Source organism: Vibrio tapetis subsp. quintayensis (assembly GCF_030409945.1).
GTDB classification, from domain to species: Bacteria; Pseudomonadota; Gammaproteobacteria; order Enterobacterales; family Vibrionaceae; genus Vibrio; species Vibrio quintayensis.
This window is the reverse complement of the sequence record NZ_JAUFQV010000026.1, coordinates 545164-566269: the sequence shown is the minus strand read 5'-3', so window position 1 is coordinate 566269 and position 21106 is coordinate 545164. Positions and strand designations below refer to the sequence as shown.

At 43.5% G+C, this 21106-nt stretch carries 18 protein-coding genes; 11 read left to right on the top strand and 7 right to left on the bottom strand.

The genetic code is table 11. The annotated features are described in order from the left end of the window. Positions 1 to 378 precede the first annotated feature (378 nt). Entirely contained in the window at positions 379 to 624 is a 246-nt protein-coding gene (locus QWZ04_RS13045) for a hypothetical protein (RefSeq protein WP_290328651.1), read from the top strand. A 188-nt stretch (positions 625 to 812) separates the two neighbouring features. Further along, positions 813 to 3725 (top strand): alkaline phosphatase family protein, encoded by a 2913-nt coding sequence (locus QWZ04_RS13040; RefSeq protein ID WP_290328649.1) that lies wholly within the window; start codon positions 813 to 815, stop codon positions 3723 to 3725. A 62-nt stretch (positions 3726 to 3787) separates the two neighbouring features. Here the strand turns inward: QWZ04_RS13040 and QWZ04_RS13035 are convergent, their stop codons facing one another. Together QWZ04_RS13035 and QWZ04_RS13030 are read right to left on the bottom strand one after the other, a co-directional pair. Next, positions 3788 to 4411: a LysE family translocator gene (locus QWZ04_RS13035; RefSeq protein WP_290328646.1), complete on the bottom strand. Its 624-nt coding sequence runs from the start codon at positions 4409 to 4411 to the stop codon at positions 3788 to 3790. Positions 4412 to 4483: 72 nt separating this feature from the next. Next, entirely contained in the window at positions 4484 to 4963 is a 480-nt protein-coding gene (locus QWZ04_RS13030; RefSeq protein ID WP_102525005.1) for a GNAT family N-acetyltransferase, read from the bottom strand. A gap of 96 nt (positions 4964 to 5059) precedes the next feature. On the opposite strand from QWZ04_RS13030, the gene QWZ04_RS13025 reads away from it, so the two are divergent. Continuing rightward, on the top strand, positions 5060 to 5983 hold the full coding sequence (locus tag QWZ04_RS13025; protein ID WP_290328643.1) for a LysR family transcriptional regulator: 924 nt from the start codon (positions 5060 to 5062) through the stop codon (positions 5981 to 5983). A gap of 16 nt (positions 5984 to 5999) precedes the next feature. On the opposite strand, the gene QWZ04_RS13020 is transcribed toward QWZ04_RS13025, so the two are convergent. Beyond that, positions 6000 to 6563 carry a sugar O-acetyltransferase gene (locus tag QWZ04_RS13020; protein WP_290328641.1) on the bottom strand — a complete coding sequence of 188 codons (564 nt, stop codon included), beginning with the start codon at positions 6561 to 6563 and terminating at the stop codon, positions 6000 to 6002. 157 nt (positions 6564 to 6720) lie between these two features. Next, the gene (locus tag QWZ04_RS13015; protein WP_290328640.1) at positions 6721 to 7650 is read right to left on the bottom strand and encodes a DMT family transporter; all 930 of its coding nucleotides are present in this window, start codon (positions 7648 to 7650) and stop codon (positions 6721 to 6723) included. Between the two features lie 148 nt (positions 7651 to 7798). Here QWZ04_RS13015 and QWZ04_RS13010 point away from each other — a divergent pair, with 148 nt between their 5' ends. Then, positions 7799 to 8254, top strand: coding sequence for an Lrp/AsnC family transcriptional regulator (locus tag QWZ04_RS13010; protein ID WP_290328639.1), 456 nt, complete (start codon positions 7799 to 7801; stop codon positions 8252 to 8254). A 125-nt stretch (positions 8255 to 8379) separates the two neighbouring features. Here QWZ04_RS13010 and QWZ04_RS13005 read toward each other — a convergent pair whose 3' ends face one another. Continuing rightward, on the bottom strand, positions 8380 to 9609 hold the full coding sequence (locus QWZ04_RS13005; protein WP_290328638.1) for a M20/M25/M40 family metallo-hydrolase: 1230 nt from the start codon (positions 9607 to 9609) through the stop codon (positions 8380 to 8382). Between the two features lie 127 nt (positions 9610 to 9736). Beyond that, entirely contained in the window at positions 9737 to 9952 is a 216-nt protein-coding gene (locus QWZ04_RS13000) for a DUF3820 family protein (protein WP_290328637.1), read from the bottom strand. 170 nt (positions 9953 to 10122) lie between these two features. On the opposite strand from QWZ04_RS13000, the gene QWZ04_RS12995 reads away from it, so the two are divergent. The 4 genes from QWZ04_RS12995 to QWZ04_RS12980 all read left to right on the top strand — a co-directional run bounded on the left by QWZ04_RS12995 (position 10123) and on the right by QWZ04_RS12980 (position 13857). Further along, positions 10123 to 10788 carry an SDR family NAD(P)-dependent oxidoreductase gene (locus QWZ04_RS12995; RefSeq protein WP_290328635.1) on the top strand — a complete coding sequence of 222 codons (666 nt, stop codon included), beginning with the start codon at positions 10123 to 10125 and terminating at the stop codon, positions 10786 to 10788. Positions 10789 to 10860: 72 nt separating this feature from the next. Continuing rightward, entirely contained in the window at positions 10861 to 11508 is a 648-nt protein-coding gene (locus QWZ04_RS12990) for a hypothetical protein (RefSeq protein ID WP_290328632.1), read from the top strand. Positions 11509 to 11721: 213 nt separating this feature from the next. Beyond that, positions 11722 to 12213 (top strand): hypothetical protein, encoded by a 492-nt coding sequence (locus tag QWZ04_RS12985; RefSeq protein WP_290328630.1) that lies wholly within the window; start codon positions 11722 to 11724, stop codon positions 12211 to 12213. Between the two features lie 15 nt (positions 12214 to 12228). Beyond that, positions 12229 to 13857: an ABC transporter ATP-binding protein gene (locus QWZ04_RS12980; RefSeq protein WP_290328628.1), complete on the top strand. Its 1629-nt coding sequence runs from the start codon at positions 12229 to 12231 to the stop codon at positions 13855 to 13857. A 76-nt stretch (positions 13858 to 13933) separates the two neighbouring features. Here QWZ04_RS12980 and QWZ04_RS12975 read toward each other — a convergent pair whose 3' ends face one another. Beyond that, positions 13934 to 14539: a superoxide dismutase gene (locus QWZ04_RS12975; RefSeq protein WP_290328626.1), complete on the bottom strand. Its 606-nt coding sequence runs from the start codon at positions 14537 to 14539 to the stop codon at positions 13934 to 13936. A gap of 728 nt (positions 14540 to 15267) precedes the next feature. On the opposite strand from QWZ04_RS12975, the gene QWZ04_RS12970 reads away from it, so the two are divergent. The 3 genes from QWZ04_RS12970 to QWZ04_RS12960 all read left to right on the top strand — a co-directional run bounded on the left by QWZ04_RS12970 (position 15268) and on the right by QWZ04_RS12960 (position 21105). Further along, positions 15268 to 16095, top strand: coding sequence for a hypothetical protein (locus tag QWZ04_RS12970; RefSeq protein ID WP_290328624.1), 828 nt, complete (start codon positions 15268 to 15270; stop codon positions 16093 to 16095). A gap of 21 nt (positions 16096 to 16116) precedes the next feature. Then, the gene (locus QWZ04_RS12965; RefSeq protein ID WP_290328622.1) at positions 16117 to 19989 is read left to right on the top strand and encodes a zinc-dependent metalloprotease; all 3873 of its coding nucleotides are present in this window, start codon (positions 16117 to 16119) and stop codon (positions 19987 to 19989) included. Positions 19990 to 20082: 93 nt separating this feature from the next. Next, positions 20083 to 21105, top strand: a complete 1023-nt coding sequence (locus QWZ04_RS12960) for an ABC transporter permease subunit (protein WP_290328620.1) — start codon at positions 20083 to 20085, stop codon at positions 21103 to 21105. Position 21106: the final 1 nt, after the last annotated feature.

Sequence of the window (21106 nt, the reverse complement as noted above, 5' to 3'; positions counted from 1 at the left end):
TGCCCATTGTCAGCAAGCCCCTGTGCCTATTTATTTGCCTAGCAAACCTATTTGTTATCATCATCCCCATTCCGCTTACAGCGATAAAACTGCCATATAGCTTGTTTCGAACATCCTCCTTTGAGTAGTCACCTGTGGCATCCATGAACACGAGACTAACCGCTCCCAAAATGTGAGCTAATTAGGCAATATTTACGAAAAAACACTGATAAAAATAAACACTTAATCTCCCATAGTACTTAGGGTCAAAAATTCGGCTAAGACAATCAATTGACGAACCCGCCTTGTTTGAGAGTCATTTCAAACTTTTTCCATAAATTAGTTTGTCCAACTAGCTCATTGGTGTTATTTATAAATTACACCAAAAGGAGATAGACCATGAATACAAAGGCTTTCATTGCATTACTCGCACTAGCTAGCAGCTCAGTATTTGCTGTAGAGGTCACGTTTGGTGAAACCGTCGAGCGCACATGTTGGATAAAATCTGAGACTCATCACGCCAAAAACAGTAATCTAACACTGACAAGTTACGATAAGAACGGCGCCGCAGTTTATACTCTCGATACAAGAAAAATTGAGAGTAATCGCCAAAATAGCGATAACCACACTGTTTCGTGTAACTAAATTAAGCTGTTAAAGAAACGTTCGACGCATTTACATCCATCGACTCTGTTTTGCGCTCTTCATGGGTATTTTCACACTTTTCCAACGCCCTCTCTCTGTTTTTCTATTGAACGCTTACGACTAATATTGACTAAAATGCATAAACTGAAACAATAAACAAAATCGATACATTGAGCGTAAGTATAGCTATGCATTTTAAGAGAATATCTACCAAGCCTAATCATTGGCTAATCGGTAGCATTTTGGCGTCTTGTTTCACCAGTACCTCCGTTTCTGCCGACATCTCGTCCACTCCAGTTATTGGCGGTATATTCAGCTCGAGTAATGTACTCAAAAACCAAGTGTTGTCGTCACTCAGTTACTCAACAACCTTGAGCCGCGATGCCAGTCTATTTACTCTCGCAGGCGTGACGTTAGACACTTACATTCTGTCTTTGCCTCTTGACGTCAAAACCAAGGCGCGCGTGATCGCCCAATTATCTAACCCCACGTATTCCATTCCTTTAGGCTACTTTCTATATCACTATTACGATCGCTATAGCGGCTTAGGCAGTGAAGACGTCTTCAAACAATACCTATCAACGGTCTATGACGAGCAATCATTAAAAGACTTTGAACATAGCCTGTATCAATTTGGTGAAAAAGCATCAAAGACTGAGCATCCAAATGAAGCCAAAGGCCACCATGAGGGCATCCAGGTTGATCAGCAGTTTATCGCTAATATGGTGGTGATCTACGATGCGTTGTTTGAGATTGGTGTTTGGCAAGATATGGATACCTTACCCGAGTCCTATACTTACTTGACCACGAGCCCTCACGATCTTGACATCATTAACAAGATTCAACCTATCATTGTTGGGCTCATCAACAAACAAGCTAACAGTATGGATGAGGGGGACATGAAGCATGCCCTTCTTGCCATTGCCGAAGACGGCCAAAAGGAAAATGCCAACAAACCGAATAACAAAGCGCAAGCGCTAACGGTCACCTTAATTGACTTCGTTCGATTAAACTTGCTAAAGGCCTATCGCCAATTCGTATTCCAAGATGAGCGAGAAGCTGCGCTTAACCAATGGATGCAAGATGCTTTTGACGATGCACCAGACACCCTTGTTGGTTTTTTACACTCTCAACAAAACAGACGCTTTGCGGTACAAGTAACCGTCGATGGTTTACAACAGGGTCTCATCGAAGGTCTGGTCGATCCAAGCTCACCTTTTATATCGCTGGCAAATCAGAATCATCAGCAAAGGCATAACACCAAACCAAAACATGAGAACGTCATCGAACCTCAGCATGAACAACAAGTTCGTTTCATGGAAATTTTAGCTGATCAAACTTATAACGACCCACACTATTTACCCTATTTAAAACGCCTTTACCGTGACCACAAAACCAACATTTCTCGCGTTGGCATCTCATCAACGCCAACCATTAGCGTTCGCAACCTACCCATAATTAAGACAGGAGCAAAAGTGTCTGGCAAAGGGGGCACTGGCATTCCTAACTTCCACTTTGTCGACCGTGAAATTGACCGCGCTTACTATTTCTTCGGCAACGATGCCCTGCAGCTCGACGTATTGATGGCTGATAACCAAGTCCAAACTATGTTTGATCGATTGGATTATCTAAAAACGCTGAACTGTAACGGACAATACGACTGGAATGCGCACACCACTTATGATGGCTTGGTTAATCTAGGGCTTGGAGAGTCGCTTCGAGACTATGGTGAGAAGCGCTGTGTAAAAGAACTACAGCAACGGGCTAAAGTTGAACAAGCATTGAAGCAAATGCGCTCTGCATTAATCAATGATATTCAAACCTATCAGTCTATTTCTGGGTTCGATCTGTTCACTAAATTCGCTAAAAAAGCAGAAGTTGAACAATCTATTAAGCGCTATGCCGAGCGAGATGGCCATGGTATGCCAGACTTCACTTTAATCTACAATCCTTGGCCTGACCATTTTGCGCATTTTACAGGGCCATTTAGCGATGAGATATTAATGCCAACCGGTGAACTTAATCGGCTCGATTACTGGTTAACGCAAATAGAACAAACCTATCGCGATGCGGGTGTATACAATACAACTCTGTGGGGAATGGCCGGAGATCATGGGTTAACTCCCGTGTTCTATGCCCTTAATCCAGAAAAAGAAGTGCTCACCCAACTTCAAGCAGAGTTAGATTATCCAATCGTGGTACAAAAGATCTCATCTGATGAAGGAGAAGGCCCTAAAATCACCAACGCGTTACACTACCCAAGTTTAAAACACGTAGACGTGGTTGTCGCTTCAACGGCAGGTGGTAACTTTATGATGGACTTCTTTAATTCTGAAAGCGGCTGGAAAGTTCAACCTGTGTATCACGAGTTAACAAATTGGTCTCCTATCGCCGCACCTGCAGGTCAAAGTATCGATATTATTGACCAAATCAGCGCTCGTTTACCCGATTCACTGGATTACATGGTCGTAAGGGAAAGTCGCTGTGACGCCGACAATTGTGAAGTACGAATTATTGGTAACCGCGATACCCAACGTATCGATGAACTGATCACCCGAAACGGTGATAAGCTGTTCTATGAATCGGCTCTAAATAACCAACACACTCAACTACTCGGCCTACAACAGCTTAACCCTTACTTACCAAAACCAAGCGATGCAGATTTTGCACAATACTCAGCACTGATCGATAAGTGCATTAACCGCGCGACCAAGTCCGATACCCACTCTTGGTGTAGTACGCAAGAATGGAAACAAGTCACTCGGTTAACGCTAAGACCTGACTCCGTCAATCAACTGGCTAATATTTATTTGGAAGATCGTGCAGGCACGGTCAACCTATTTCCCAAAGCGGGCATAGGCTTTAATACCAAAGTACCAGGGCGTCACGCAGGTGAAGACTACTTAGAGAAAGATGCGTTCATAGGCTTTTGGGGTGCACCGATTGGCGTTAATTCAACACCGCTAACCATCGAAGAAAACGGTTCACTAGCACCGACACTGTTTGAATACCTAACGGGAGAAACCGTCATCACAGGAGAAAATGGATGGGGCTTCCCCTCGCTGCTTGATAAGTTGGATATTCCTCACACCAGAAATTAGTATCCGCCTAATATGGTAAGCTCACACAAAGTAAGCTCGCACACTGTGAGCTTACTTTTCTATCAACCAACATTCCCACCAAAAGCGAGTAAAAGACCAAAACAGGCAAGTAACACGCTGGATAATTGGTTGAATCTTCGGCTCGCATTTTTACTGGTCACGACTCGGCCTATTTTTGCGCCTAAAATAGCGTACGTCGCCAGCACCCCGCCGACAGACACCGTTGAAGTCAGAATAACCAACATGACATCCGACTGACTGAGTGAAGGCACATCAATAAAAATTGGAAAGAACACCATGTAGAACAAAATGGCTTTCGGATTGGCAATAGCAATAGCGAACCCCATTAACAAACTGGATGACCACGCCCCTTGTGTAGAATTGGCTTTTTCATCTTTAGTGATGGGTTGCTGCCACGCTTTATATGCCATCCAAAACAAATAGCCGACACCTGCATACCTAAGAGCAACCGACCCTTGGCCGATCATTGAAGACACCATTGCCAGACCGGAAATCGCAAACAGGATAAATACATAATCCGCGAATAACACACCAAAGGTGGTCAGCAAACCATGTTTAGCGCCTAGAAGTATTGAACGCGAGGTCACGGCAAACACACTGGGCCCGGGGATGAATGCGGATATGGCCATCGCGCTGCCTAGGGCAATCATTACACTAAATGTCATGTCTCTTCCTTATTGACATTGAGAGGGCAAAATCAGCACAGAGAGGCAACCCGCCCCTCTGTTGGCCGAACATCAACTTTGTGCAAACTGCTGAAGTTCATCTCCGGTCATTCGATAGATAATCCATTCACTTTGTGCTTTGGCACCGATCGATTCATAAAACTCAATCGACTTCTGATTCCAATCAAGCACCGTCCATTCAAATCTTCCACAATCACGTGCTACCGCTATTTTGGCTAAGTGCTTCATGATTGCTTTTCCTGCCCCTACCCCACGTTTATTTTCAGCCACATACAGATCTTCTAGGTACAGACCATACTTACCCAACCATGTAGAATAGTTAAAAAAGTAGACTGCAAATCCGATGGCTTCACCATCATGCTCACAAATCAGCGCCTCGGCGTGAGTTTCTTCACCAAATAGCTTATCTTCTATTTCTTTAACACTATTAAGTACGGCATCAGGTTCTTTTTCATACACGGCCAAATCATTAATAAACTGTAGAATAGCGCTTGCATCCGCCTTTACAGCGCCGCGAATCTTAATCGTCATATTTCCCTCTGTTCTTGACTGATTGAGCGTCCAGTGTAAGCTGAATAAACCAATGAATGAAATGCATTGTATTGAAGTGCTAAATGAAGAAGATGCATGGGCAGTTTTAATAATCTCGACCTTAACTTACTTAAAGTCTTTGCGGCTATGTATCAAACAGGCTCTGTTACACAAAGTGCCGACCAGCTAAACCTGAGTCAGTCAGCTTGCAGCCATGCACTCACCCGCTTAAGAGAGCGGTTGAGTGATGAGCTGTTCATTCGAGTCGATAACAAGATGCTTCCGACCGAGTATGCCCGTCACCTAGCTCCAAATATCTTGCCCGCTTTGGCTCTATTAAACAAAGGGCTCGAATCTTCACGGCCGTTTTGTGCTCAAGACAGACACGTGTTTCGAATTGCCGCAACGGATTACACATCGTGGTGTATGCAACCCTTTCTGTCGTCAATAAGCCAACAGTATCCGAACATAGATATTGAGTTTCTTCAGCTAGAGCAACGCTTGCCCGTAGAGGAATTAAAGCAAGGTGATATTGATTTGGTGTGTGGTTTCTCTCATCAAGAAGAATCGAACGAAGCGCTAGAGCATCTCATTTGGTTTGAGGATAAATACGTAAATGTTCGCTGTAAGCAACACCCAGTTCAAAACTCACTCACATTAGAACAATTTTTAACTTTCCCGCATGTGCTGATTACACCGTGGAATGAGCCCCGTGGCATCATTGACTTTTCATTGGCTCAGATCAAAAAGAAACGGCGTATCGGACTAAAAACAGCCAGCGTATTAGCCGCTCCTCATTTCGTCATTGATACACCTAATTTATTATCGATACCGAGCCGATACGCTGATCACGTTTGCCAAACACTGCCACTGATTACTGACGCACTGCCTTTACCAGTACCTAACTACCAATTGATGCTTTACTGGCACAGAACCTTGTCAAAATCACCAAAGCTAGAATGGTTTATTCAGCAGTTTTCTGCGTTTCATCAATCAAACCTAGTCAGTATTCAAACATAGTGAATGGCCAAGCTCACTATTTCGAGGTTTTAGGCGGGTTCTCGCGTAAGACCTTAGCCGGATTTCCTACGCAAATGGTATTGGATGGTAAATCTTTAACTACAACGCTTCCTGCGCCTACTACAACATTATCACCAATGGTGACACCCGGACACACAGTAACATTCGCGCCAAGCCAAACATCATGACCTAAGCGAATCGGTAATGCGGACTCAAGGCCACTAGAGCGCTCCGTCGGATCTAACGGGTGAGTGGCGGTTGCTATCACGACTCCAGGGCCTAGTAGACAGTTATCGCCAATGGTGATGGTATTGCAGTCTAAAAACGTACAGCCATGATTGGCGTAAAAATTCTGACCTAAATGAATGTTGTAGCCATAATCGCAATAAAAAGGCACGTTTAGGCTGGCATTGGTCTCGTACCCCAGTAACCGGCTTATTATCGCTCCGCGATTACTGTTTATTGGGTGGCTTTGGTTTAGCTCATAGCACGCACTTTCCGCACTTGCTCTATCGGCACTAAGAGTGCGATCCGAAGGGTCGTAATTTAGGCCAGCCAGCATTTTTTGTTTTTCGTTCATGATTCACTTCTTGAGGTTAGAGTCATACAAAACTTAATCGTAAAACCGAGTATATCGTTTTGTAACCACACCAAAAGAGGTGAAATTCTAATTTTAAGTCATTTTACTCACAGACATGACATTGATATCAAAATACAAGCGCCTGATGAATGACACGTCATGTTTTATTTGACCAAATAACCCCTGTAATGGTTAGGCTCACTCCGCACACAATGGCAATCGATAGAGGTTCATCAAAAACCGGAATCGCTAACATCGCCGTAAGACACGGAGAAATAGACCCCATAATTGAAGCGCGTACTGATCCGAGTAGACCCACCGCATAGGAATATCCAATCGTTGCCAGCACACCAACCCCCACACCCTGAACTAAAACAAATGGCATCGCTTCTTGTACGGAGAAGCTTCCCCAATGAGTCGTCACGGTATCAGTCAAAATTAATGCTAATGTGATAAAAAAAGATGAGTACGACAGTATAATAGCAACCGAAAATGCACTTATTGCCGCTCGTTTGATCCCTACCGTATAAATAGCCCATAGAACGCTCGCACTGAGCAATAAGCCAACACCGGTGAGCATATCCGCAGATCCATCGCTCGAGTTACCTATCACCATAGTTACAACACCAAGTAATATCAGCGACAAAGTGAAGGCCCGTTTTTTAGAAACTTTCTGACTCAAAAAGAAATGGCCGATCATTGCGACAAACAGCGGCGGTGTGCCCGCTAATATTGTGCCTACATAGGCGGTAGGCGCACTTTTTGCCCCTAGCGAAGCTAAAAATAAAAATGGGACACCGCCCACTAAAAGCAATAACACATCAGATGAACGAACTTTCTTTAATTCATGGATGTTGGCGAAAATAAAAGGAGTTAAGAGAATCATAGGCACAGAAAAACGAATTAACGCAACGTCTGCGATTGCAAGCGGCGAAGAACCGATGGCGCGTACAGAAAGAGCAAAGCCAGACCAAACGAGCAAAACGGCCGCCATTACCATATACCCATTCATCAAAGGGGTTATCGCACTTCGATTCACTTTAGTTGTGAGCACGTTAGTTGTGAGCGCTTTACTTGTCTTTTCCATCTAAATGACTTCCTATGCCTATATCCTACCTAGTATTATTCATCAATACAGGCGCATTTAGCTGGCAAAATTAACGTCATTACTTGTAATTGCTGATGGAAAAGATTAATTTTTCATTATTATTTAACGGAAATCGCCAAGAGAAGTTATGGATAACATAGATCGTCGTATTCTAGAGGTTCTTCAAAAAGAGGGACGCATTTCCACGGCTGACTTGTCTGAACGAGTAGGATTATCGCCGTCGCCTTGCGCAAGACGCTTAAAACGTCTTGAGGACGAAAACTACATTGAAGATTATCAAGCGAATTTGAGTAAAGAACGAGCCGGCATCGCGATGACATTTTTTGTTGAAGTGAGCCTTAATAACCACCAAGAAGAATCGATTGCGAATTTTGAACAAGCGTTGTCGGAAATGAAAGAAGTCATCAACGGCCACATCGTTTCAGGTGGTTATGATTACTTATTAGAAGTTGTCAGCCCAAACTTAGCGGAATATGAAGCCTTTACTAGAAAACTCCACAAAATCACAAGCCTCAAAGACATTCGTACCCACCTATCGGTAAGACAAGTAGTTACGAAAAAATCACTGCCAATTTACCTATAGCAATAATCTACTGCGGACAAGCTCAATGATGTCCTGACTGGTGGGGCTCATAGAGAAGCGCATAAAAAAAGAGCACTCATTCAAACTGAGTGCTCTTGCGTCTCAATAAAACCGAAAGCGTCTGATTACAAGTTGTCTAAACGAATATGACTGTTTTTAAGATCATCTCGCTTAATGCCTGCACCATCATTGAAGCTGTTGAGATGACGCAGTAGCTCCGTGATCGCTTCGATAGAAGCTAAGAGGTCTCCAGTATGAGCCGATTCCGATGACGTATGCATATTACGAATTGGGTAACCAATAGTAATTGCGGCGCTATCAACACCAGCAAGGGCTGCTGCCATTCCGTCGGTGCCCATATCACGGCCAGAGAAGTCCAACTGATGTGGTATTTCTTTTTCAGCGCATAGATTAACCAGCGTTTGAACCAGGTATTCAGACGCAACAGAGCCGCGACCAATGGTAAAACCGTCGCCCATTTTAAGCGGATTCATATTTCTGCTACCGATACCCGGAGCCGCTTCGTAATCGTGATTGACATCCGTTGCAATAAGCACGTCAGGTTTTAGCTCACCCACAACTTGAGTTGAGCCAAAACGGCCAATCTCTTCGTGAGTGGCAATCGTATAAAGCACGCGTACATTTTCAAGACCTTCATTTGCAAGCGTGCGAGCAATTTCAGTCACCGAGAAACAACCTAACCCGTTGTCTAAATACGCGCCATAAAAGGTATCTGGTGCAACGCCTCGTTTAATGGGGCGATCAAGTAAGATTGGATCACCTGCACGCAAGCCTAACGCCTCTACCTGAGCTTTTCGCTCATCACCATGCATGTGAAGTTCTAGATAAATAGACTCAGGTTTAATGCCCTGCTCACCGGAACGCTGGCCCGGAGTCGAGAAGTGAATGGCACCCAATGCTTCCACAGTACAACCTTGAATCACTTTGTAAGCGCCGACTTTTTCTGGATCTTGGCAGAATACTTGAACTTCGTGACCAATCAGCGTTGTTGGCAGGAACGAATCCGTGTTAATCCATACTTTTCCGTCTTCATCTATCTTACGAACTTGCATGCGAATTTTATCTGCATGGCCAACAATCATGACACTAGTAAGGTCATCACGACCAGGATGAGAGTCAAACACCAAGCTCGCATTGGCTTTAAACTGATGAACGCCCCAACCTTCAGGCATGAAGGATTCAAATTCTGGCTTGATCACACCGTAGCTCATTGCCGCTTCAAACCCAATTGGTGACGGTGACGCCAATACTGCTGACATGAATTCAAACTGAGCTTTAGGCATCGGTGCCTTCCAAGCTTTTACTGAATGTCCTTCATTGATTTCCGTACTCATTGATATCCCTTACTACTAACAATTAATGGCCAATACGGTAATAATAACCATTAATATTTTCAAGCTGTTATCACTATTTCATGAAATTAAGTTTACTTAGATCTTTACAGGTTATGGCAAATATAATTTACATTCTCTTCAGCGGCCTGATGACTTCTTCTAAACCTTCCACTTTCAACGCTAAGCAAAGTTGTAATAACTTGCCTAACTCACCTTCAGGAAAGCCTTTCTTATCGAACCACAATAGGTACTCTTCCGGTAGATCTATCAAGCAACGTCCCGCATATTTTCCAAAGGGCATTTTCATATTGGCCAATTTGATCATATTTTCTGGTTCTAGCATCTTATTTCTTAATCGTTAATTGGATTTGCCGTTAGTTTATCGGTTTAAACAGAATTTGTACTCACCGATTTGAAATTCACTTGGAGTGCTATTTTTGTTTTACAAGTCACATCCATTCGGGTGTTTCATCGTTATGATTCCGAAGATCTTAATACAGTGAAGGCACAACAATGATATTAATTACTGGCGCAAGCAGTGGCTTAGGCGCAGCACTTGGGCGACTTTACGGCAAAGAAAAACGCGCAATGACTCTGACGGGACGTAATAAACAAAGGCTAAATGATGTTGCCCTTGATTGCGGTGAGCATGTCAACACCATTACCGCTTCGCTTTCTAACCACCAGCACGTTGAGCAGCTATTCGAACAGTTTACTTCACCACCGTCTTTGGTCATCCATTGTGCGGGAAGTGGTTACTTTGGTCCGCTTGAAGATCAAGATCCTGGCGCAATGGCTCGCCTAGTGGAAAATAACCTACTATCAACCATGTACCTATTAAAACAGCTCGTCGCAAGATACAAGCACTGTAACACCACGGTTGCCATTGTGATGTCTACCGCTGCGCTGTCGGCTAAGGCAGGTGAAACCACCTATTGCGCGGTCAAATGGGGAGTGAAAGGCTTACTCGAATCTACGCGGCTAGAACTTAAAGGTTACCCAATGAAGTTAATCGCCGTTTACCCAGGCGGAATGGCAACGGACTTTTGGTCGACGAGCGGGAAAGATCTGGATAGCTCTGAGTTTATGACTGCAGACGAAGCAGCAAGCATGCTAAAAAGCGCCCTAACAAGCACGGAACATGGTTATGTTTCCGACATTACCATTAACCGAAATTAGTCACAATTCGGCTATTAAAATGATTGCGCCTTCGATACACTTTAGCCAAACCTAAATGCTACCGAGAAATTCATGTCTAAGCGCCGCCTACCGATTCCGTTGATCTTACTGATTCCGATTGTATTACTCGCCATTGTGATTATTGCAGGAGCCTACCGCTTTAGCATGACGGACGAAGAAATCGGCCAAAAACAGGGCTGGATTACCAGCAAACCTGATGAAGTAATGCTCAACCTTTTCTCATATAAAAACGGCAAACCTCTCAAGCTCATTCTCCCAGACAGCAATCTAACGGTGGCGTTAACACACTTTGTCGGCACTGGTACGAATCGCCGGGCTGTTGGGGAGTTTAATCATGACGCAGAGCGTGGTGAATTAGCTTACGACTACTTCCAAACGGCCATGCTCAATTTTCATGAACCAACAGATAACATGATTTATGTTGCGCCTTATACGGTGAGTAACCAAGGTTCAGGAATCTTCCACTACCTTGGATTGTTTGAGGTCTACCAAGATGAACAACGTATCCAGCAACTCGATACATTCTTCCTAGGTGATCGCTTAAAGAATGTAACCGTCATACCCTATGAACCTTTTGATGTAACGAACTCAGTAGAGGTTACGTATTGGGTCCATGGTGAACAACAAGCAATGGCCGAAGAACCGTCTAAAGAAATGAAAATCACCCTTCCATTGACACCTACACATTTCAAAAAATAGAATCAAAAAAGGCAGCTCTCAGTGAGCTGCCATACTCACCAGCTCATTCAGTCTATTTCTTTAACCCTTTCAGGTTAGCGAGCCCAATTGTCCCTCAACCCTATTCAACTCACAGCAATTTTCTCAAAAAACACAAATATAAATGATAATTATTTGCAATTGATAGTCAGTTTCATTTAAATTACGTATTCTTCGAACGAACAGGTAGTTTAAATGGATATCGAACAGTGCTGGTCTCATTACTTAAAAGCGGAAGAGCTTAACCAACAAGGCCATTGGCCTGAAGCTTATCATCTATATGATGATGTGTTATCCAGCCTACCTGATAATATTCAATTGGCGGTTATGTGTGATCGCACTAAACCCTGCCAGCTGGCCTGTTTATTAGATGGTTTTCGAACAGCGACGGTAAACCAATCCGAAATACTGAACAACCTCGGCAAACGCGAGGAAGCGTTCGAACTCCTCAACCAAACCTATGCGTATTTCCAATTTCTTACTCTAGAGTCAATAGATTTGCTTAAGGCACTTGAAAATGTACTGCATAAACACTGCGAAGATCTCTTCCGCCACCTTGCCGCTTTTTGCGCCGCACAGAGATCAGCAAATTGGATGCTTGAAATGGAAAACATTCAAAAAGCACACCACCATTTTTATCAATTACAACACACCAGCACCATTGAGCCATCTCATAGACTCAATTAATTCATAAGGTTATTCATGTCTCCAATATTGACTGTAAAGGATTTGTCGATTTCGTTTTCTACCAACGATGGACAAGTTGATGCTGTAAAAAACGTCAATTTCACTCTGAATAAGGGCGAAACGCTGGCGATCGTAGGAGAGTCCGGATCCGGTAAATCTGTCTCGACCAGTGCAGTAATGCGTCTATTGCCGCACAATGCCATCGTATCCGATAGCTCATCAGTTCACTTTAACGACACCTCTTTGCTTGATCTTCCTGAGAACAAAATGCGAGATTTTCGTGGCAATCGCATTGGTATGATATTCCAAGAACCGATGACGTCATTGAACCCCTATATGCGCGTTGGTGTTCAAGTTGCTGAAGCATTAACTTGTCATAAGAAAGTGTCTAATTCACAAGCAAAAAAACGCGTGCTTGAATTGTTTGATTTAGTGCATTTACCGGAACCTGAACAAGCCTATACGAAATACCCACATGAATTTTCTGGCGGCCAGTTGCAACGTATAATGATTGCCATGGCGTTAATGAATGAGCCCGATATTCTGGTCGCTGACGAACCGACTACGGCGTTAGACGTAACGGTGCAAGGTGAAGTGCTTAATCTCATCAAAGAAATACAACAAAAAATGGGCATGGCGATTCTATTTATCACTCATGACTTAAGTGTGGTAAAACACTTTGCCGACCGCGTCATCGTTATGTGTAAAGGCGATGTCGTAGAAACCGGGGAGACTCAAGCTCTATTCTCAGCCCCTCAGCATGAATATACTGAAATGCTGATTAACTCAATTCCGAAAGGCGGTAAAGACCCTGCCGTCACCACTGACAAACCGTTATTATCCGCACAAGACATTCGCGTTAAGTTCTTAATCAAGCCTGCATTTTTGCACAAGAAAGCCGTTCACTTTGAAGCGGTGAAAGGCATTTCTCTCGTTCTAAAGCAAGGCGAAACTCTCGGTATTGTTGGCGAGTCCGGTTCTGGTAAATCCACACTGGGTCGTGCGCTCATCGGGTTGTTACCATCGAGTGGTAGTATCCAGTTTAAAGGGCAAGACCTGACTACCTTGTCGAACAAGGAACGCTTTGCCCTTAAAAAAGACATACAAATGGTGTTTCAAGACCCCTATGGTTCTTTGTCGCCTCGCATGACAGTTGGCGACATCATCACCGAAGGGTTAACCGTCCACCAACCGCACTTAAGTAAAAAAAATAGGCTTCAAAGAGCTCGTATCGCATTAGAGGAAGTTCGGTTAGAAGCGAGTTCAATCAACCGCTACCCACACGAGTTTTCAGGCGGCCAACGTCAACGTATTGCTATTGCGCGCGCGTTAATCCTTGAGCCCTCTTTTATGCTATTAGATGAGCCAACCTCAGCGTTAGATCGTTCTGTGCAATTGACGGTTATCGATCTTCTAAAGGACATTCAAAAACGCCGTCAAATTGGCTTTTTGTTTATCAGTCATGATCTCAGTGTCGTAAAGGCGCTATCTGACCGAGTTATGGTGATGCAAAAAGGACAAGTAATGGAAGAAGGTACTGCTGAAAACATCTTCCGCTTTCCTAAGCATGACTACACCAAAAAACTCATTAATGCTTCTTTCGATTTAGAAGCACTAAGCGAGCCAACAGAGGTTGTGGCTTAACCTGAACGAGTGGTTCCAACGTCTCCGCTTCGATATAAAAATGGCTGATTGCTTATGCATTCAGCCATTTTTTCAATTAAAGCGCTGCTTGATAGTGCGCTTCGACCGCTTTCCAGTCCACCACTTGCCACCACGCGTTTATATAGTCCGGGCGACGGTTTTGGTAGCTAATGTAGTAAGCATGCTCCCACACATCTAACGCTAGAATAGGCGTACCCTTAACTGCCGCCACGTCCATCAAAGGGTTATCTTGGTTGCTTGTTGAAGTGATTTGTAACTCGCCGTCAACAACAACCAACCAAGCAAACCCAGAGCCAAAGGTATTGATTGCAGCATCGCTAAACTGTCTTTTAAATGCTTCAAGCTCACCAAAGGTACGCTCAATCTCAGAAGCCAACTTGCCTGATGGTTCAGATTGAGGCGAAGCAGACATACAGTTCCAATATAGAATGTGATTGTAATAGCCGCCTCCATTATTTCTGACCGCGGGAGAATGCTTACTGATGTTGGCAAAAATCTCGGTTAAAGATTGGCTTTCTAACTCGCTGCCAGCGATAGCCGCAGTAAACTTATCGAAATAAGTGCGGTGGTGTTTACTGTAATGAACTTCCATCGTTTTAGCATCGATGTATGGTTCTAAGGCACTATATCCATAGGGTAATTCTGGAAATTGATGAGACATGACTTTCTCCTTTTTATGTCGACATCAACACTATTGCAATTGATTATCATTTGCAAACGATAATTACTATCAATTGATTGCCCTGCTTGGATATTCTCAATCTATTCTGACACTCACCAGAACTCTTTGCTCCCGTGGTACTGGATCCACTAAAACAATGGTTTAGATCATGACCGCTTTACAGTCATCAATTTAAATACCAGTGATGAAAATCACTGAAATATACTAGAAAGATGCAATTTATTATTTAGTCATATTCATACGCTCATATGTTCTAACTCCGATATTAAACTTTAAACAGGTTACATATTTAGAATGGGCTAATGTAACGGCAGGCTAATATGTTTTGAAATAAATTCACTGATGCTATTCGTACTATTTACACAGACGAAAACGTTTGCGTTGTTGTCATAGTCTCACATCTCAAAACTAGGCACATACGCCAAATCATAAACAAAACCCAACACATATGACCTTAAATTACATATAAATAAGAACTTAAACCCAACATAAAGAAGAATATCAAAGTTTTAAAAATATCAGGTCCTTTTAACTGGTTTCATCTAATAAGACCATAAGCTCAACCAAACGGTACTTTATAAATAGGAATACCTTGTAAAGCGCATGTCGATTATTATTGATAAGTCTAATTAGAATAGTAATACCAACACTTCGTGACGCATGGAGCGGAAACGAACAGTAAGATCCACACAGGGAATGGGCATATCATGAAACTCAGTACAATTAGTTGCATTATTGCATCTGCATTAATGTCAGCCCCCCTTCACGCAGAAGAAACACCAGCACCGAACACGTCGAGCGAACAAGTAAAAACTTGGGGACTCTCGCTAGGTCTGGATTACAGCAGAAATGGTTATAAAGATAGCCACCACCTTGCTGAACGAAATTTGTCTGCCAAGGCATCGATTATATATAACTACAGTTCCGATATTAACTTTACAGCTAACTTTTCTGGATACCACAGTTACGATGCTTTTCTTGGGGATTATTGGGAAGATGTTTGGCTAACAGCGAATAAGAAAGATCTATGGAACCCAACAGATTATATAGCGATGTCTGTTGGAGCACGTGCTCTTATTCCGGTCTCAGAACTTTCCAAAAAAACAGATCTGCAATCCGCCATTCGAGGTGACGTTATTTTCGCCTTCGATTTGGGTGGTATTTTAGAAGGACTTAATATAATCGATGCCGTTCGATTACGTAAGAACTTCCATAAATATACTACAGTCGGCACCTTACCTTTAGAGGAGTATAGGCTTAGCAATGCACTGTCCATTAACTATAAACCAAACAAGTGGTTCTTTAATATCATGTTTGATAGTTCCACTTCTTGGAGTTATAGGGGCACAAGTTATTCGCCAAAACTCACTCACGCAGAAGAAATAGGGTATCAATTCACCGATCAGTTCAGTTCGGCTATTGGCATGACCAATAGCGCAACTTATTACGATCCTGATAGAGGCCCTAGCCCGCTAAGTACATTGTTTGATCTAAAAAAACCAACCTATTACATCACACTAAATTATAACTACTAACCATATTGCAAGGTGAATAATATGTTTAAGCAACTGGCCATTGCATCTGTGGTGAGCATCGCTCTCTATGGGTGTGGCGCAGAAGAGCGCACCTATGAAACTGTAGCTCGCGCTCAAGAGCAAATCACAACACAATCTCTAGATACCGAATCTCTTTGGTTATATATGCCTTCTACGGGGGCAACACCGCGTTACGCTACAAGCCAACGTGGCTTTTTCCAAGGAACACCAAAACTGGTTAAACTTCGCTTTGACGATGCCAATGGTATTTTGGCTGAAGAAGTCGACCGCGATACAATACGAGCGGGTAAGAGTTCGCGTTATGCAGACGTCATTAACCAAGCCCCTGTTCTGAAAATCCCTGGGACATTCCAGCAATACCGATGTGCTGAAAACGATTTCGATGAATGTACCAACAAAGAAGAATTAAACAAAGATGCGGACGCAACTTGGAATACCGCTTCCCATTTCACCCCAGATTTCGCAGAAATCAAATCGCTAGCGGTTGATTCCGTCGACGCGTGGTACACCTCTACCGATGTTAAAGAAACGGCAAAGCCAAGACTTACGCACTGGGAGTACGATCCAAAATCTGGCACCATCAATGTTGAAGTTGAGCGTACATTTACCGCCGACTCTGACGACGCCTACAAGTTTGGTTACGACTTAGACAACTTATCGTTCAAAACGCGCTTCTTCTATTCCTTAGTAAAACTCGATTCCATCGCAAGTAAAGACTACGAGAAAGTACTTTACCCTGGTAGAGACTCCTCCCGTTACGGTTTCTTTAATGATGAGAAAGTCGAACGTTCCGCAACAGGCGAAATTGGGCTGCAAGGTCAAAAATTCCGTTTGCTGAACCGCTTTAATCCGAAAAAAGAAATAAAGTACTACTTAAGCGACAGCTATTTCGAAAAAGGCAGTGAGCTATTTCTTGAAACCACCCTTGAAACTATTAAAGAAATTAACGAGGTATTGGAAGCGGGTAAAACGGGTGTCCCATCAATCAAAATTGTGAATGAGGACACTCCTAAAGGCATCCACACCGGTGATCTTCGTTACAACGTACTTAACTTGATCACAGATCCTGTAGACAGCGGTCTACTGGGTTACGGCCCGTCAGCAACTAACCCGCTAACTGGTGAAATAGTACATGCACACGTGAACCAGTACGCAGGGGTGATCCGAGCGTCTTCGCGTCGCATGTGGAATCAACTCACCATGCACTATAACCGTGGCGAAATCGATAAACCTATCGCTCCAGTACCTGCGCCTCAACCACCAGCAGACACAATAGGTAATGTTGCAACCAATACTGGTTTTGCTGGCGTAGAAGACAGCTTAGTCGCCAATAAAACAACGGCACTGTCAGACTCGACTCCTTTCACCGTTCCAAATGAACCTAATTTTGCTAACGGCTACACACAATGGCTAACGGCAGGGCAGCAACCGACAAAAAGCTTTAGTAAGCAGGTCGCACAGCGCCAATTGGAATTAGATAGAATGGCTGAGAACAACATGTATTCAGAGGAATTCATGTGGGTCAGCACTCGCTCTAAGGGGTTAGTCACGGGCATTGATTACCTACAAGGTGATTACTTTGATAACTCTGATCTTGACCCTTCTGCGTCCGACTACCAAGACAAGGTCAACACCAAACTTAAAAAATGGTCGAAACTGTCTGCGGAACAACAAAAAATCGTCAGTAATCAGATTTCAAAGCACATGTATCGTTCAACCTTGGTTCATGAACTTGGGCACAACCTAGGCTTACGCCATAACTTCATGGGATCGGCAGATAAAGACAATTTCTATACGCAAGAAGAAATTAGTGCTCTTAATTACACCAAAATACCGGCCCACAGTTCGGCAATGGACTACGGCGCCTCAATTTTTGATGAGCTGCCGATCTACGGGAAATACGACGTCGCTGCGTTACGTTTCGGCTACGGACGCAAATTGCAATACACAACAAAAGTCGACAAGGTGAACCCAGAGACAGGGCTTATCGAAAAAGTCGACGTGACCAAATATGCCAACTTCGAAGACATTGACGCCGAGTTAAACCTAAATGAACAGGCATACCTACTAGGTTCAGTCAAACAGCTAAAAGAGACCGTCTTCAAAAATGATTCTGAAGCTAAGTTTACCAACTTTGATTACTGTACTGACGAACACGTTAGAAGTAACAGCACGTGTAACCGCTTTGATGAAGGTTCAAACATCCTTGAGCAAACTAAATTCCGTATTCAAAAATACTGGGATAGCTACGACCTAAGGAACCGACGTGACGACCGTGAACAATTTTACGAGTATCAAGTACAGAGCTACGCCTACTCTCGCTGGTATGAGTTCAATGAAATTCGTTCAGTCGTGGATGATCTTGGTGATATCGATTACCAACTATCTAAGCTGAGAGGCTCGGAGGACAGCTATGGTAAGAGCGTCGCCAATTACTATACCGATAACTGTCAACGTGCCGATGTCCGCAGAGGCTTACCTGAAGGTGCAAAAATGGTGTGCGACACCTTTGATGCTTCATTACTCGCTGCAAACTTTTTTGTCGAAGTAATGAGCAAGCCTGATCGTGTCTGTGAGATAAGAGTGTCTACCAATTCAGGACAGATCACGCGTTTCGTGCCGCTGTCTGACTTATGGAGCTCTTATGGGCCAGGCATACAAGACAAAACCACCTTGCCTGAATCATGTTTCGATAAAGATCTGGTCGCAGAAATGGCGTCAAGCCGTGATAACATCACCGTATTGTCTGAAACTCGTGATGGCCGCCCTTATGCCAACATGCGAGCTAACAACCCTTACAATACGTCTTCGACTGCCGTTGACCAATTCGGTATTTGGCCAGACAAATTAGTCGCCGCGCAAATGCTTGTTAAGCGTACTGATTACTCCAGCGCAAGAGACAAATCAAACATCGCCCTGCTAGATGTATCGAGCATCCACGGTAGTGTTCAAGGTACACCGCAAAAAATCAAAACTTATCTTGGTTACTTAGGTTACGGAATGGATTCGTTTGCTGACCCAATCTTTGTCGATAAGGATGGTGAACGTGCAACAACGGTAACGCCTTACCAGCCAGATATTAAGCGAGCGATAGACGTACCGCCGTATTTGTTCAATTTGAAATCGTTTTTTCAATTATCACAAAATACAGTTACGCCAATGTTTACCGCGCTCCTTAATAACTTAGTGGCATTCGGGTATGCCGAAGAGTACGGCCTAGCTGACAGCTCGCAAGACTTGTTGGACGACATAACGCTTACGCGTCCAAACGACAGTGTTGATGATAAGGGCAGTGTTACCTTCAGCTTAAAAGCCAGAAATTACGTAGTAACGCGTCGAAATGGCTTGGCAAAAAACATGGCTGAAAAGGCTTTGTTAATTAACGGCCGTCAGGATGACTTGCTCAAACTGGATGACACTAATTACATAACAAAACAGAACCTGAAAGCTAATGGTGTTAAAACACTGAATGACTTTAAGTTGGTGATGTTACGTGATACGGCTGCCGTTGGATTGCTGAAGAAGACGTCGTACTTCGACGGTATGTTTAGAGCGACACTGTTTTCACCAGCAAAATTCACCCTAGATAAAGACAAAAAATGCTATACCGTTACCGCAGAGCCAACACGCTGTAACAGCAAAGACAACTTGCATGCTGCGTGGAAATCACTGCAAGCCAATGAAGATGACGAAACCTATCTGACTGCATTACTTAATTGGGCTGACCAATACAAAGATCTGATTGCTGAAGAGTTAAAACGTAACCCTCAAAACACTGAGATTTACGATATCAACCCAGAATCAATTTGGCTTTGGAGTTCGAGAGAATACATCCAATATCGCTATGCATTAGAACAACTGCCTGTTCTATAAATACCTAACGTAGTTGCAACCCTCAAGACTGGCTCATATCGAGTCAGTCTTTCTTTGCCTCTATTTCCATAAAATTCAATTAAGGAGTTTGAATTGTTAGCCTATTTTAGTCGGCGGTTGTTGTTGATTATTCCTACCTTTATTGGCGTTACCTTATTGGTATTTGCTCTTACACGGTTTGTGCCTGGTGGCCCAGTAGAAAGAATGATCTCGCAAATGCAAAGCCAATCGATAGATGGTGGCAGTGCCGGTCAACAGCAAGGCTCCCAGTCTTTATCCGAAGATCAGATCGCAGAGTTAAATGCCTTTTACGGGTTAGATAAACCGATTTTTGAAGCCTATTCAGAATGGTTGATGAAATTGATTCAATTTGATCTTGGTGAGTCCACCCGTTATTACGAACCCGTGTGGGACATGATTCAAGAAAGGCTGCCTGTCTCAATGTTCTTCGGCTTTTGGACATTCGTGATCAGTTACTTGGTCTCAATCCCTCTGGGCATCCTCAAAGCCATTAAGCACGGTTCCAAATTTGATAACGTTAGCTCCGTCATGGTGTTTATTGGCTATGCGCTCCCTAACTATGTTGTCGGCGTTTTTCTGATTTCTTTTTTTGCCTTCCACTTAGGTTGGTTCCCAATGGGCGAGTTCGTCAGCGACGATTTCGAAGACCTTCAGTTTTCTCAGCAGCTTTATGACCTCTTCTCCCACGCTTTATTGCCTTTGATTTGTTACATCATTGGGGATTTCGCCATCTTGACCATGACGATGAAGAATAACTTGCTAGAGAACCTTGCTGCGGATTACGTCAAAACCGCCATCGCCAAGGGCTTGCCATTTAACAAAACGGTAAGAAAGCACGCATTAAGAAACAGCCTGATCCCGATAGCGAGCCATCTAGGGAATGTCGTTTCTGTATTCGTGGCGGGCTCTTTTCTTATCGAAGTGGTATTTAACATCGATGGCATTGGGCTTCTCGGCTATGAATCCATCGTCGAGCGAGATTACCCCGTTGTGATGGGTATTTTAACCATTTCATCTCTACTGCTGATGTTTGGCAATATCTTATCTGATCTCTGCGTTGCAGCCGTCGATCCTCGAGTGAAATTTGGACATTAAT